This is a genomic window from Pantoea sp. R13S299, from assembly GCF_048515925.1.
In the GTDB taxonomy this organism is placed as follows: Bacteria; Pseudomonadota; Gammaproteobacteria; order Enterobacterales; family Enterobacteriaceae; genus Pantoea.
In genome coordinates this window covers 295,608-309,238 of record NZ_JBLYEF010000004.1, presented here as the reverse complement: position 1 = coordinate 309,238, position 13,631 = coordinate 295,608, and the positions used below count along the sequence as shown (strand labels likewise).

11 protein-coding genes are annotated in these 13,631 nt (G+C 57.0%); 3 read left to right on the top strand and 8 right to left on the bottom strand.

Translation table 11 applies throughout. The features are described from left to right. Window positions 1-23 precede the first annotated feature (23 nt). Window positions 24-1,010: a tRNA-modifying protein YgfZ gene (ygfZ, locus tag ACN1CO_RS18480; RefSeq protein ID WP_419140202.1), complete on the top strand. Its 987-nt coding sequence runs from the start codon at window positions 24-26 to the stop codon at window positions 1,008-1,010. Between the two features lie 49 nt (window positions 1,011-1,059). Here the strand turns inward: ygfZ and trhA are convergent, their stop codons facing one another. Continuing rightward, on the bottom strand, window positions 1,060-1,725 hold the full coding sequence (trhA, locus tag ACN1CO_RS18475; protein WP_419140201.1) for a PAQR family membrane homeostasis protein TrhA: 666 nt from the start codon (window positions 1,723-1,725) through the stop codon (window positions 1,060-1,062). 169 nt (window positions 1,726-1,894) lie between these two features. Between trhA and ACN1CO_RS18470 the strand changes: the two genes are divergently transcribed. After that, the gene (locus ACN1CO_RS18470) at window positions 1,895-2,614 is read left to right on the top strand and encodes a MurR/RpiR family transcriptional regulator (RefSeq protein WP_419140200.1); all 720 of its coding nucleotides are present in this window, start codon (window positions 1,895-1,897) and stop codon (window positions 2,612-2,614) included. A 115-nt stretch (window positions 2,615-2,729) separates the two neighbouring features. Beyond that, window positions 2,730-4,169: a 6-phospho-beta-glucosidase gene (locus tag ACN1CO_RS18465; protein ID WP_419140199.1), complete on the top strand. Its 1,440-nt coding sequence runs from the start codon at window positions 2,730-2,732 to the stop codon at window positions 4,167-4,169. Window positions 4,170-4,197: 28 nt separating this feature from the next. On the opposite strand, the gene ACN1CO_RS18460 is transcribed toward ACN1CO_RS18465, so the two are convergent. From ACN1CO_RS18460 to pepP, 7 genes are all read right to left on the bottom strand, one after another. Further along, on the bottom strand, window positions 4,198-4,941 hold the full coding sequence (locus ACN1CO_RS18460) for an SDR family oxidoreductase (protein WP_419140198.1): 744 nt from the start codon (window positions 4,939-4,941) through the stop codon (window positions 4,198-4,200). Window positions 4,942-5,008: 67 nt separating this feature from the next. Next, a complete protein-coding gene (gcvP, locus tag ACN1CO_RS18455) occupies window positions 5,009-7,882 on the bottom strand; it encodes an aminomethyl-transferring glycine dehydrogenase (protein ID WP_419140197.1) in 2,874 nt (957 codons plus the stop codon). Window positions 7,883-7,962: 80 nt separating this feature from the next. Further along, window positions 7,963-8,349, bottom strand: a complete 387-nt coding sequence (gcvH, locus tag ACN1CO_RS18450; protein ID WP_419140196.1) for a glycine cleavage system protein GcvH — start codon at window positions 8,347-8,349, stop codon at window positions 7,963-7,965. A gap of 23 nt (window positions 8,350-8,372) precedes the next feature. Continuing rightward, on the bottom strand, window positions 8,373-9,470 hold the full coding sequence (gene gcvT, locus ACN1CO_RS18445) for a glycine cleavage system aminomethyltransferase GcvT (protein WP_419140195.1): 1,098 nt from the start codon (window positions 9,468-9,470) through the stop codon (window positions 8,373-8,375). Between the two features lie 432 nt (window positions 9,471-9,902). Continuing rightward, window positions 9,903-11,105, bottom strand: coding sequence for an FAD-dependent 2-octaprenylphenol hydroxylase (gene ubiI / locus ACN1CO_RS18440; protein WP_419140194.1), 1,203 nt, complete (start codon window positions 11,103-11,105; stop codon window positions 9,903-9,905). A gap of 13 nt (window positions 11,106-11,118) precedes the next feature. Next, on the bottom strand, window positions 11,119-12,297 hold the full coding sequence (gene ubiH, locus ACN1CO_RS18435) for a 2-octaprenyl-6-methoxyphenyl hydroxylase (RefSeq protein WP_419140193.1): 1,179 nt from the start codon (window positions 12,295-12,297) through the stop codon (window positions 11,119-11,121). Continuing rightward, complete coding sequence (gene pepP, locus ACN1CO_RS18430) at window positions 12,294-13,616, bottom strand: Xaa-Pro aminopeptidase (protein WP_419140192.1); 1,323 nt, start codon at window positions 13,614-13,616, stop codon at window positions 12,294-12,296. Before pepP ends, ubiH begins: the two co-directional genes overlap by 4 nt. Window positions 13,617-13,631 lie beyond the last annotated feature (15 nt).

Sequence of the window (13,631 nt, the reverse complement as noted above, 5' to 3'; positions counted from 1 at the left end):
ACCTTCTAATACAGGATATCTCCATGCCCACTTTTACTTTACCGCCGCGTCAGCCTGCCGCGTCGTCTCGTCTGCCGTTAACCCTGATGTCACTGGATAAATGGGCGCTGGTTTCCATTACCGGTGCCGACAGCACCTCTTACCTGCAGGGTCAGTTAACGCTGGATGTCGCGGCACTGGATGCAGACCACCATTCGCCCGCCGCACACTGCGATGCCAAAGGCAAAATGTGGAGCAATATGCGCCTGTTCCATCGCGGTGAAGGCTATGCCTATCTGATTCGCCGTGAACTGCGCGACACCCAGCTGACCGAGTTAAAGAAATACGCGGTATTTTCGAAAGTGACGATGGCGGCTGACGACGAGTCCGTGTTGCTGGGCGTAGCCGGTTTTCAGGCGCGCGCCGCGCTGGCGAATCTGTTTGAAAGCCTGCCCGACAGCGAGAAACCGGTTGTGCAGCAGGGAGAAACTACGCTGCTGTGGTTTGCCCATCCGGCCGAGCGTTTTCTGATTGTTACCTCGCAGGCTATGGCAGAAACCCTGAAGCAGAAGCTTAATGATGATGCGCAGTTCAATGACAGTCAGCAGTGGCTGGCGCTGGATATTGAAGCGGGAATTCCGGTGATCGATCCGGCCACCAGCGTGCAGTTTATTCCGCAGGCCACTAACCTGCAGGCGCTGGATGCCATCAGCTTTAAAAAGGGCTGCTATGCCGGTCAGGAGATGGTCGCCCGGGCGAAATATCGCGGTGCCAATAAACGCGCACTTTACTGGCTGGCGGGTCAGGCCAGTCATCTGCCCGAAGCCAATGCCCCGCTGGAGTTGCAGATGGGTGAACGCTGGCGTCGTACCGGCAGCGTGCTGGCTGCGGTGCAGTTAGATGATGGCATCAGCTGGATTCAGGTGGTGCTGAATAACGATCTGGAGCCGGATAGCGTGCTGCGGGTTGAAGGTGACGAAGGTGGGCATCTGACCATTCAGCCGCTGCCCTACTCGCTGGCTGAAGAGTGATATCACCGCATGGCCCTCTCATTAACGGAAGGGCCATGCCGCAATCTACTCAGCGCACATAAAAATAGATGGCGCAGAAGTGGCAGAGACTGCCGCCCAGTACGAACAAATGCCAGATGGCGTGATTGAAGGGAATGCGGCGCGCCACATAGAAAATCACCCCCAGCGAATAGATAATTCCTCCTGCGGCCAGCAGCCAGATGCAGCGCGGCGGCAGGATCATCGCCAGCTGATAAACCACGACCAGCGACAGCCACCCCATACAGAGATAGGTCACCAGCGACAGCGCTTTAAAGCGATGCGCAATCGTGAGCTTGAACACGATACCCGCCAGCGCCAGCCCCCAGATCACCGCCATTAATCCATAGGCCAGCGGCGTCCTCAGCCCGACCAGCAGAAACGGCGTATAGGTGCCCGCAATCAGCAGATAGATGGCGCAGTGATCCAGCTTTTTCAGCCAGGGCCTGGCCGGTCCATCCGGGATAGCGTGATAGAGCGTTGAGGCCAGAAACAGCAGGATCATGCTGCCGCCATAGAGGCTGTAACTGATAAAAGTAATGGTGTCAGCCTGCCTCTCAGTGGCCTGATTGAGCATCAGTATCAGCCCGACGATACCAAACAGGCAGCCGAGGCCGTGACTGATACTGTTGGCAATTTCTTCAGCAACTGAATAGCCCGCAGCGGGCCGGTGTTTTTGAGAGAGTGTGGTGGTCATATCAGGTTCCTGAACAGCTCCATAGCAGTAATAACTGTTACCCAGCGTAGCCAATAATTTTTTCAGTGTACACGTGTACGCTAAAATTATTTGCTGAAATTCACTCTCCGTTAAACCGGGTGATGAATCTGGTAAACTGACCGCCGGTCAACTGTTCAATGAGTCATCCATGTTTTCGCATCGCGATCTCGCTCGTCTTAACGATCTGGAAATGCAGGTCTATCAGTTCATCATTAAGCACCGCGAAGGCGTCAGCTACATGACGATCCGCGAGCTGGCTGAGCAGGCTGGTGTCTCCACCACCACCGTGCTGCGTTTTTGCCGCAAGATGGATTGCGAAGGCTGGTCAGAATTCCGCATCCGCCTGCGCTTAAGCGAACAACAGAGCGCGCCGCTGCTCAATACGGCGGGTGTCAGCGAGATGCTGAGCTTTTTTAAAAGTATTAATAACCCGGAGTTTGAACAGCTCATCACGCAGGCTGCACAAAAAATTAATCAGGCAGAGCAGGTTTTCTTTATTGGCGTCGGCACATCCGGCAGCCTGGCAAAATATGGCGCGCGTTTTTTCTCAAACCTCGGAAAATTCAGCCATGCGATTGATGACCCCTATTATCCGGTCAGTCCCGATCTCTATGAAAATGCCGTCGCCATTATTTTATCGGTCTCCGGCGAAACTGAAGAGATCCTGCGCATTGCCAGCCAGTTCAGCCTGAATAAGTGCAAAATCATTGCGATAACCAATACGGAAAGCTGCTCGCTGGCGAAAATTGGTGATTTCAACCTCTGCTACCATGTGCCGATTATCCGCATGGCGGACAATACTGACATTACGACTCAGGTGCCGGTGACCTATATTATTGAAGCGATTGGTCGCCAGCTGGGAAAATAAAACAGCCTGTTTTTTGCATGTAACAAACGCAATTATTCGCGTGCTGTTATATCGTGACTTTCAATATTGCCTTGCTACACTCACCTCAATTTCAATATCCGTAATGGGGTGAAGCATGAGTGCAGAATTGCAGTTACCAAAAGGCTTTCTTTGGGGCGGAGCGGTCGCAGCGCATCAGGTTGAAGGCGGCTGGGATCAGGGCGGCAAAGGCGTCAGCATCGCTGACGTGATGACCGGCGGTTCACACGGCGTTGACCGTGTCATCACCGACGGCGTGCAGCCTGGCCACTTCTACCCGAACCACAAAGGCGTGGAGTTTTACTCCCACTATAAACAGGATGTCGCGCTGTTTGCCGAGATGGGCTTCAAATGCTTCCGCACCTCCATTGCCTGGACCCGCATCTTTCCCAACGGGGATGAGCAGCAGCCGAACGAAGCGGGCCTGCAATTCTATGACGATCTGTTTGATGAACTGCTGAAATATGGCATTGAACCGGTCATCACCCTTTCGCACTTCGAAATGCCTTATCACCTGGTCAAAGAGTATGGCGGCTGGCACAACCGCAAAGTGGTCGACTTCTTTGTGCGCTTCAGCGAAGTGGTGCTGAATCGCTATAAAAACAAAGTGAAATACTGGATGACCTTTAACGAGATCAACAACCAGCGTAACTGGCAGTATCCGCTGTTTGGTTACTGCTGCTCAGGCGTGATCTTTACTGAGCATGAGAAACCTGAACAGGCGATGTATCAGGTCATGCACCACCAGTTTGTTGCCAGCGCCAAAGTGGTGAAACTCGGCCACGACATCAATCCTGACTTACAGATTGGCTGCATGATCGCCATGGTGCCGATCTATCCATTCTCCTGCCACCCGGACGATGTGGTGCTGGCGCAGGAATCGATGCATCAGCGCTATGTGTTCAGTGACGTGCAGATGCGCGGCTACTACCCGGCCTACACCCTGAAAGAGTGGGCGCGCAAAGGCTACGATATTCAGATGGAAGCGGACGATGCCGAGACGTTGCGTCAGGGCTGCGCAGACTATGTCGGTTTTAGCTACTACATGAGCAACGCCGTGAAGACCGATGCCAGCGGCGTTGACGACCCGATCACCGGCTTTGAAGGCGTGGTGAAAAACCCGCATGTGAAAGCCTCCGACTGGGGCTGGCAGATCGATCCGGTTGGCCTGCGCTATGCCATGAACGAGATGTACGAGCGTTATCAGAAGCCGCTGTTCATTGTGGAAAACGGCTTTGGGGCGATCGATAAGCCCAATGCTGACGGACTGATTGAAGATGATTACCGCATCGACTATCTGCGTGCGCACATCGAAGAGATGAAGAAAGCCGTGGCGTATGATGGTGTGGATTTAATGGGCTATACGCCGTGGGGCTGTCTGGATTGCGTTTCGTTTACCACCGGCCAGTACGACAAGCGCTACGGCTTTATTCATGTGAATAAAAACGATGATGGCAGCGGCGATTTTTCTCGTTCGAAGAAGAAGAGCTTTGGCTGGTATCAGCAGGTTATCGCCAGCAACGGCGAAAACCTCTGATTATTCACGCTGCATAAGCGGCGACTCGTTAACGCCCACCGGCAGCGTCAATGATGCTGCCGGTGATGTAAGAGGCCGCGTCGCTGGCCAGCCAGACGATCGCTTCCGCCACCTCTTCTGCCTCACCGCCACGTCCCATCGGGATTATGCTGGCCAGCCTGTCAACCCTTCCCGGCTCTCCGCCATCGGCATGCATCTCTGTGTAGATGAATCCCGGACGCACGCCATTAACCCGAATCCCCTGCTGCGCCACTTCCAGCGACAAGCCTTTGGTCAGCGTATCCATCGCCCCTTTTGACGCGGCATAATCAACATATTCGCCAGGCGAACCGGTACGCGACGCGGCCGACGAGACGTTTACAATCGCGCCGCCCTGACCGCCGTGATGCGTGCCCATCCGCTTAACCGCCTCACGACAGCAGAGAAAAGATCCGATGACGTTGGTGGCAAAAACCTTGTGCAGGCGAGCCGCATCCAGTTGCTCGGTGCGGCACTGCTGAAACAGAATCCCGGCGTTGTTCACCAGCAACGCCAGCGGCACAGACTGCTGGTCGAGCTGCGCAAACATCGCCATCACCTGGGCTTCATCACTGATATCCGCCTGAACCGCAAAGGCTTCACCGCCCTGCAGCTGGATCTGTGCCACCAGCTGTTGCGCTTCGGCCTCGCGCTGACGATAGTTCACCGCAACCCGATATCCCCGGGCTGCCAGTAACAGCGACGTGGCCCGTCCGATACCGCGGCTGCCACCCGTAACCAGTGCCATTTTCATACTGATTCTCCAGTAAAAAAGGGCCGACGAATCGGCCCCTGATGGTTAATGCTTACCTGCGGCAAGCTTACTGATAGTCGCTCATCGGCACGCAGGAGCAGAACAGATTACGGTCGCCAAATACATCATCCAGACGTTTTACCGTCGGCCAGTATTTGTTATAGCTGCCCGCCGGGAAGACCGCCAGTTCACGGCTGTAAGGATGTGACCACTCACTGACGATTTCCAGCTGGGTGTGCGGCGCATTAACCAGTGGGTTGTCGTCCAGCGGCCATTCGCCACCCGCTACCCGGTCAATCTCCATGCGGATCGCCAGCATCGCGTCGATAAAGCGATCCAGTTCGATTTTGCTCTCTGACTCGGTCGGCTCCACCATCAGCGTACCCGCCACCGGGAAGGACATGGTCGGCGCGTGGAATCCGTAATCGATCAGGCGCTTAGCGATATCCAGCTCACTGATACCGGTCTGCTCTTTCAGCGGACGGATATCGAGAATACATTCGTGCGCCACGCGGCCGTCACGGCCCGTGTAGAGCACCGGATAGGCCGACTGCAGGCGGCTGGCGATATAGTTGGCATTCAGAATCGCGACCGAGCTGGCCTGTTTCAGCCCTTCAGCACCCATCATGCGAATATACATCCAGCTGATCGGCAGAATAGAGGCGCTGCCAAACGGCGCTGCGGAGACCGCGCCCTGCTGCGTCAGTACACCGTCGATCTGTACCACGCTGTGTCCCGGAACAAACGGCGCCAGGTGCGCTTTCACGCCAATCGGTCCCATACCCGGACCGCCACCGCCGTGCGGAATGCAGAAGGTTTTGTGCAAATTGAGGTGCGAGACATCTGCGCCGATGTAGCCTGGCGTGGTGATGCCGACCTGTGCATTCATGTTCGCGCCATCCAGATAAACCTGACCGCCGTACTGATGCACGATCTGGCACACTTCACGGATGGTCTCTTCATAGACGCCGTGAGTAGAAGGATAAGTCACCATGATGCAGGAGAGCTTGTCGCCCGCCTGAGCTGCCTTTTCACGCAGGTCGCCGAGGTCGATGTTGCCCTGTTTATCACAGGCCACCACCACGACGTCCATGCCCGCCATCTGGGCTGAGGCCGGGTTCGTGCCGTGCGCCGAGCTCGGGATCAGGCAGAGATGACGATCGCCCTCGCCGCGGCTTTCGTGATAGCGGCGGATCGCCAGCAGCCCGGCATATTCACCCTGCGCGCCGGAGTTTGGCTGCATACAGAGTGCATCATAGCCGGTGAGCTGCACCAGCCACTGCGACAGCTGGCCGATCATCTGCAGATAGCCGGTAGCCTGTTCAGCCGGACAGAACGGATGCAGTTCCGCAAATTCCGGCCAGGTGATCGGGATCATCTCGGCGGCGGCATTCAGCTTCATGGTGCAGGAGCCCAGCGGGATCATCGCCTGATTCAGCGCCAGATCCTTTTTCTCCAGGCTGTGCATGTAACGCATCATCTCAGTTTCGCTGTGATGACGGTTGAACACCGGATGGGTCAGGATTTCGCTGTGGCGTTGCAGGCCAGCAGGAATCGCGTGGCTTTCGCTGGCGACTTCACTGTCGAGTTTTTCCAGATCCTGGCCGTGCTCATCACCCAGCAGAATGGCGAACAGCGCCAGAATATCTTCGCGACAGGTGGTTTCATCCAGCGTGATACCAACAGCGTTATGGATGTCGCTGCGGAGGTTAACGCCAAAGCTCAGGGCGCGGTTCAGCACGGCGGCTTTATCCGCCACTTCTACCGTCAGCGTATCGAACCAATGCTGATGGCGCAGCTTCAGGCCGCCCTGCTGCAGTCCGGCTGCCAGAATATTCGTGAAGCGATGGATGCGTGAGGCAATGCGTTTCAGACCAGCCGGACCGTGGAACACCGCGTAGAGACCGGCCATGTTGGCCAGCAGCACCTGAGAAGTACAGATGTTGGAGTTGGCCTTTTCACGGCGGATATGTTGTTCACGGGTCTGCATCGCCATACGCAGCGCCGTGTTGCCCGCGGCATCACGTGACACACCGATGATGCGGCCAGGCATAGAGCGTTTATGCTCGTCGCGGCTGGCGAAGAAGGCCGCGTGAGGGCCGCCGTAACCCATCGGCACGCCGAAGCGCTGAGCGGAACCAAAGACGATGTCTGCGCCCTGCTTGCCTGGCGCTTCCAGTAACACCAGCGACATAAAGTCCGCCGCCATGCTGACCACGACTTTGCGTGCTTTCAGCCCGGCAATCAGCGCGCTGTAATCGTGCGCTTCACCGGTGGTGCCTACCTGTTGCAGCAGTACACCAAACAGATCGTCGTGATCGGATGCCTTGTCGGCGCTATCAATGATCAATTCGAAGCCGAACGTCTCCGCACGGGTACGGACCACATCCAGCGTCTGCGGATGAATATCATTGGCAATGAAGAATTTATTGGCGTTTTTGAACTTACTGACGCGTTTTGCCATCGCCATCGCTTCGGCAGCGGCAGTGGCTTCATCCAGCAGCGAGGCGGACGCGATATCCATCCCGGTGAGATCCAGCGTCAGCTGCTGGAAGTTCAGCAGCGCTTCCAGACGGCCCTGTGAAACTTCAGGCTGATACGGCGTATAGGCGGTGTACCAGCCCGGATTCTCCAGCATGTTACGCAGGATAACCGGCGGGGTGATGACCGCGCTGTATCCCATTCCGATCCAGGATTTGTAACGCAGATTCTGGCTGGCAATGGCTTTCAGTTCGGCCAGCGCCTGCTGTTCAGTGGCGGCTTCGCCAACGGCGGGCGGACCCGGCAACTGAATATCTGCCGGCACAATGGTGCTGATTAACGCGTCCAGCGAACGGGCACCAATCGCGTCAAGCATCTGCGCCTGCTGCTCAGGTGAAGGACCGATATGGCGCTCAATGAATGCACCGTTGTGTTCAAGCTGGCTGAGAGTCTGAGTCATTAGCAGTAAATCCTGAATCGGGCTGGGGGAACCGGAGAGCAAACAGAAATCAGCGGCCTCTGCATGAGGCCGCCTGACGACTACTCGTCGATGGAAGCTTTATAAGCATCCGCGTCCAGCAGCGAGTCGATTTCAGACGCGTCGCTGGCTTTGATTTTGAATAACCAGCCACCGTCATAAGGCTCGCTGTTGACCTGCTCCGGTGAGTCAGTTAGTGCTTCGTTAACCGCCACAATCTCACCGCTGATGGGTGCATAGATATCTGAAGCCGCTTTAACGGATTCTGCAACCGCGCACTCTTCTCCGGCAGCAAACGTCGCGCCCACTTCCGGCAGATCGACAAATACCATGTCGCCCAGTAACTCCTGCGCATGTTCAGTGATACCCACCGTGTAGCTGCCATCGGCTTCTTTGCGCACCCATTCGTGGCTGTCGCGGTACTTCAACGTATTCGGCACATTGCTCATTGGCCATTTCTCCTGAATAAAATTTACTGGGCGACCGGTTTACCGGCGCGGACAAAAACGGGGCGGGTAACCTGGACAGGCATCTGGCGGTTACGAATCTCAACGATGGCGGTGCTGCCGACGGAGGCCGGTACGCGCGCCAGGGCGATACTGCAACCCAGTGTCGGTGAGAAAGAACCACTGGTGATGATCCCCTCCTGCGGCTGCCCCTGGTCATCGGTGAAACGCACCGGCTGGCCGTTACGCAGCACCCCTTTTTCTGTGAGGATCAGCCCCACCAGTTTTTCGGTGCCGCGTTCACGCTGCAGTTCCAGCGCTTCCCGGCCGATGAAATCGCGGTCAGCGGGTTCCCAGCACACCGTCCAGCCCATGTTGGCAGCCAGCGGTGAAACGCCTTCGTCCATCTCCTGACCATAAAGATTCATACCCGCTTCCAGACGCAGCGTATCGCGTGCGCCAAGGCCAGCCGGTTTTACGCCAGCGGCCAGCAGACGCTGCCAGAAATCGGCCGCCTCACTTGCAGGCATCGCAATTTCATAGCCCGCTTCGCCGGTGTAGCCGGTAGTCGCAATAAACAGCTCACCTGACTGCACACCAAAAAACGGTTTCATGCCAGCAACAGCCTGACGCTGCTCCTCGCTGAACAGCGTCTGCGCTTTCTGCTGCGCCTGCGGGCCCTGCACAGCAATCAGCGCCAGGTCATCGCGTTCCGTCAGCGTAATGCCATAGCCCTGCGCATGTTGCGTGATCCAGGCGAGGTCGTTTTCACGGGTCGCGGAGTTCACCACCAGCCGGAAGAACTCTTCGCTCATAAAGTAAACAATCAAATCGTCAATGACGCCACCCGAAGCATTCAGCATGCCGGTGTAGAGCGCTTTGCCTGGCTGCGTCAGTTTTGCCACATCATTCGCCAGCAGGTAGCGCAGAAATTCGCGGGTACGCGGACCTGTCAGGTCGACGATGGTCATGTGAGAAACATCAAACATCCCGGCGTCGGTTCGCACCACATGATGTTCATCCATCTGGGAGCCATAGTGCAGCGGCATCATCCAGCCATGAAAATCCACCATGCGGGCACCGCAGGCCTGATGCTGTTCAAACAGAGGTGTTTGCTGAGTCATAACCATCCTGTGCAGAAGCGAGTGAGTGCAAAACTGCGCCGGAATTCAGTGCCGACGCAAACGTTCTCTTACGGCTGACGTTACCACCGAATCTGACGATTAACCATAAGAAAACCGGGGTCGAAAGCAGAGGCACAGCCTAACCAGGAACCGCTGCTAACAGGATAAAAAACTACAATTTTGTGATTAATCGCGCAATAAATGCAGGGCTTTTAAATATACGCAGCAAATTTATGCGGGATGGCGTTCAGGATGTTAAAAAAATCCCGCAGCCCGCGAGGCGATGAATGAGAAAAAGTAATGCGAATTAACTCGCAAAATTAGAATAAATCAAACGAAGATCCCTGCTGGTGCAGCGTTGCCTTTTGGTGGTGCAGAAGGGTTCAGGCATAAAAAAAGCCAGCAGATGCTGGCTTATCAGGAGGCGTGGAATTAGCGTAGCCAGGCGGGCAAATCATTCAGGCCCATCGCCTGCTTAAGCATCATGGGTTTTACCCCAGGCAGGCGATCTGCCAGCTTCAGACCGACATCGCGCAGCAGTTTTTTCGCCGGATGATTACCGGCAAACATTTCACGGAAGCCCTGCATTCCTGCCAGCATCATCGCGGCGCTGTGTTTACGACTGCGCTCGTAGCGACGCAGATAGAGGTGCTGACCAATATCTTTACCCTGCTGATGCAGACGGCGAATCTCACCAATCAACTCGGCGGCATCCATAAAGCCAAGGTTAACGCCCTGACCCGCCAGCGGATGAATGGTGTGAGCCGCATCGCCCACCAGCGCCAGACGGTGTGCCGCAAAGTTGCGGGCATAGCGCGCCACCAGCGGGAACGATTTACGCTCGCTTTCGAGCTGGCACAGGCCGAGCCGCATATCAAACGCCACCGAGAGCTGCTGATTGAACAGCGCTTCCGGCATGGTTTCCAGACGGCTCGCTTCCTGTGGCGAGAGCGACCAGACGATAGAGCTCATATGCGGATCCTGCATTGGCAGGAAAGCCAGAATACCGTCGCCGTGGAACACCTGCCGCGCCACCGCGTCGTGTGGCTTCTCAGTGCGGACGTTAGCGACTAACGCATGGTGATCGTAATCCCAGAAGGTCAGCGGAATGTCGGCTTTGTTGCGCAGCCAGGAGTTCGCCCCGTCAGCGGCAATCATTAATCGCGCGCTTAACATGCTGCCATCCTGCAGGGTCACAAAGGCTTCGTTGTCACCAAACGCCACCTGCTGTAACTGCGAGGGCGCCATTATCGTCACGTCGCTGCAGGCGCTGGCACGCTGCCAGAGTGCATTGTGGATCACCGGGTTTTCGATGATATGACCCAGATGCGACAAGCCCTGCTGCTCATCATCAAAGGCGATGGAGCCGAAGCTGTCCTTATCCCACACTTCCATGCCGTGATACGCGCGGCAGCGCAGCGAGAGAATAGTCGACCAGACATCCAGCTTCTGCAGCAGCCGTTCGCTGGCGGCGTTGATCGCCGACACGCGGATGGACGGAGACGCACTCAGCGCCAGCGGTGGCTCCGGCGATTTTTCCAGCACGGCGATGCGCAGTCCGCTGCCCTGCAAGCCGCAGGCCACCGCCAGTCCCACCATACCGCCACCGGCAATCACCACATCAAAAGTTTGCATCTGAGCCTCTTTATTAACGCTTAACCCAGCCAAGCGTACGCTCAGCCAGTTGATTTCGTAGCCACGGCAGATGATCCATCGCCAGCAGGCCCAGGTTACGACCGGCCACCATCGGACCATAGCGATTCGCAAAAACGCGAACCAGTCCGTCGGTAATGCCGATAGTGGCGGCGCGATCGGGCTGACGACGCTGCTGGTAATGATGCAGCACCGCATAACTGCCGGGATCCTGCTGTTGACGATGGGCGGCTGCCAGCGTTTCAGCCAGCGACATCACATCGCGCAGGCCCAGGTTGAAGCCCTGTCCGGCAATCGGATGCAGCGTCTGCGCCGCATTGCCCACCACCGCTACGCGATGCGTCACTGGCGACATCGCCCGGTGCAGCGCCAGCGGGTAATACTCGCGCTGGCCGGTGTGGGTGAATTTGCCCAGCCGCCAGCCAAAGGCACGCTGAAGCTGGCTCAGGAATTCGGCCTCGCTCCACTGCTCAATACGTTCACGCTGCGAAAGCGGATGACACCAGACCAGCGAGAGACGGTTGCCGGACATCGGCAGCAGCGCCAGCGGGCCATGTTCTGTGAAGCGCTCAAACGCACGGCCCTGATGGGGCAGCGCGGTGGAGACATTGGCAATCACGGCGAGCTGCTGATAGTCATCCCGTTGCCACTGAATACCGCACGAGGCGGCCAGCGCAGAGCGCGTGCCATCCGCCGCCACCAGCAGTTTGCCGCTGAGTTGCTCACCACTGTCCAGCGTCACCTCAACCTGCTGTTCACTACGGTGGGCCTGGGTGACGCGCGCCGGACAGCGCAGCGTCACGCCCGGCGCTTTTTTCAGTTCAGCAAACAGCCGCTGACCGACGTCAAACAGCTCGACCACCTGTCCCAGCGCCGGAATAGCGTAATCTGACGCCGCCATCGACACAAAGCCGGCGTGACCGCGATCGGAGACATGGATATCGGTAATCGGCGTGGCACAACGGGCGATCTGCTGCCACAGGTTGATGTCCGCCAGCTGCTGGCAGGTTCCGGCAGAGAGCGCAATAGCGCGGCCGTCGAAACCGGGATGTGCCCGGCTGCCAGGCTCGCTGCTTTCAATCAGCGTTACCGGCAGAGTGCCCTGGGTCAGATGGGAGATCGCCAGCGCCAGCGTCGCCCCGGTCATGCCGCCACCGGCAATCAGAATCGTCATGCCTGTTTTGCCGCCGCCATCAGTGCTTCAATCTCATCGGCCTCTTTCACGACGCTGTCGGTGAGATTCTCAATGCCATCTTCCGTAATCACAATGTCATCTTCGATCCGGATACCGATGCCGCGATACTGCGCAGGCACATCCGCATCCGGTCCGATATAAAGACCCGGTTCGACGGTTAACACCATGCCCGGTTCCAGAATCCGGTCGCGGCTCGGCGTACCGTAGTGGCCGACATCGTGAACATCCAGTCCCAGCCAGTGGCCCAGGCCATGCATATAGAACTGGCGATGCACTTCCTCGGCGATCAGGGTATCGACGTCGCCCTCCAGAATGCCCAGCTCCACCAGACCGGTGATCATGATGCGCACCACTTCATCATTCACTTCACGGATGCTGACGCCAGGCCGGAACATCTCAAGCGATCGCTTCAGCGAAGCCAGCACGATGTCATAAATGGCGCGCTGCGCCGGGCTGAATCTGCCGTTAACCGGGAAGGTACGAGTGATATCACCTGCATAGCCGTGGAACTCACAGCCTGCATCGATCAGCACCAGATCGCCGTCACGCATCTCACTTTCGTTTTCGGTGTAGTGCAGAATACAGCCGTTCTCACCAGCACCGACAATGGTGTTATAGGAGGGGTAACGCGCGCCGTGGCGGGTAAACTCGTGAAGAATTTCCCCTTCGAGCTGATACTCAAACATGCCTGGCTGGCAGGTTAGCATCGCGCGGGTATGCGCTAGTGCACTGATTTTACCGGCGCGACGTAACAGCTCAATTTCGTCCGCATCTTTAAACAGGCGCATCTCATGCACCCACGGACGCCAGTCAGTGACAGTGGCAGGCGCGCTGAGATTCTGGCGAAAACCGCGACGCAGTTTATCCAGCGCGCTGAACACCAGGGTGTCCGAATGGGCATATTCGCCCTGCGCATGGTAAATCACATCCAGGCCATTCAGCAGCAGATGCAGCTGTTCACCGATATCGTTCCAGGGTAACGCGCGATCCACGCCCAGTTTATCGGGAGCCGCCTCCTGGCCCAGCCGACGGCCAGACCAGACTTCCGCTGCAGGGTCACGCACGCGGTTAAACAGCACGCTGTGGTTGTGATTTTCATCGCTTTTGATCAGCACCAGCAGCGCCTGCGGCTCATTAAAGCTGGTGAAATAGCTGAAGTCGCTGCTCTGGCGGAACGGATATTCCGTGTCATTACTGCGCGTCACTTCAGGCGCAGCAAAAATCAGCGCTGCGCTGCCTGGCACCATCTTCGCCAGCAGCGCCTGACGACGCTGCAGGTATCGTTCCAGTGAAATCATCTCTGCACTCCCTGT

What these genes read in the sequence shown, in the direction of transcription:
- ygfZ (WP_419140202.1), top strand. Translation starts at nt 24, where the DNA reads ATGCCCACTTTTACTTTACCGCCGCGTCAGCCTGCCGCGTCGTCTCGT.
- trhA (WP_419140201.1), bottom strand. Translation starts at nt 1,725, where the DNA reads ATGACCACCACACTCTCTCAAAAACACCGGCCCGCTGCGGGCTATTCA.
- ACN1CO_RS18470 (WP_419140200.1), top strand. Translation starts at nt 1,895, where the DNA reads ATGTTTTCGCATCGCGATCTCGCTCGTCTTAACGATCTGGAAATGCAG.
- ACN1CO_RS18465 (WP_419140199.1), top strand. Translation starts at nt 2,730, where the DNA reads ATGAGTGCAGAATTGCAGTTACCAAAAGGCTTTCTTTGGGGCGGAGCG.
- ACN1CO_RS18460 (WP_419140198.1), bottom strand. Translation starts at nt 4,941, where the DNA reads ATGAAAATGGCACTGGTTACGGGTGGCAGCCGCGGTATCGGACGGGCC.
- gcvP (WP_419140197.1), bottom strand. Translation starts at nt 7,882, where the DNA reads ATGACTCAGACTCTCAGCCAGCTTGAACACAACGGTGCATTCATTGAG.
- gcvH (WP_419140196.1), bottom strand. Translation starts at nt 8,349, where the DNA reads ATGAGCAATGTGCCGAATACGTTGAAGTACCGCGACAGCCACGAATGG.
- gcvT (WP_419140195.1), bottom strand. Translation starts at nt 9,470, where the DNA reads ATGACTCAGCAAACACCTCTGTTTGAACAGCATCAGGCCTGCGGTGCC.
- ubiI (WP_419140194.1), bottom strand. Translation starts at nt 11,105, where the DNA reads ATGCAAACTTTTGATGTGGTGATTGCCGGTGGCGGTATGGTGGGACTG.
- ubiH (WP_419140193.1), bottom strand. Translation starts at nt 12,297, where the DNA reads ATGACGATTCTGATTGCCGGTGGCGGCATGACCGGGGCGACGCTGGCG.
- pepP (WP_419140192.1), bottom strand. Translation starts at nt 13,616, where the DNA reads ATGATTTCACTGGAACGATACCTGCAGCGTCGTCAGGCGCTGCTGGCG.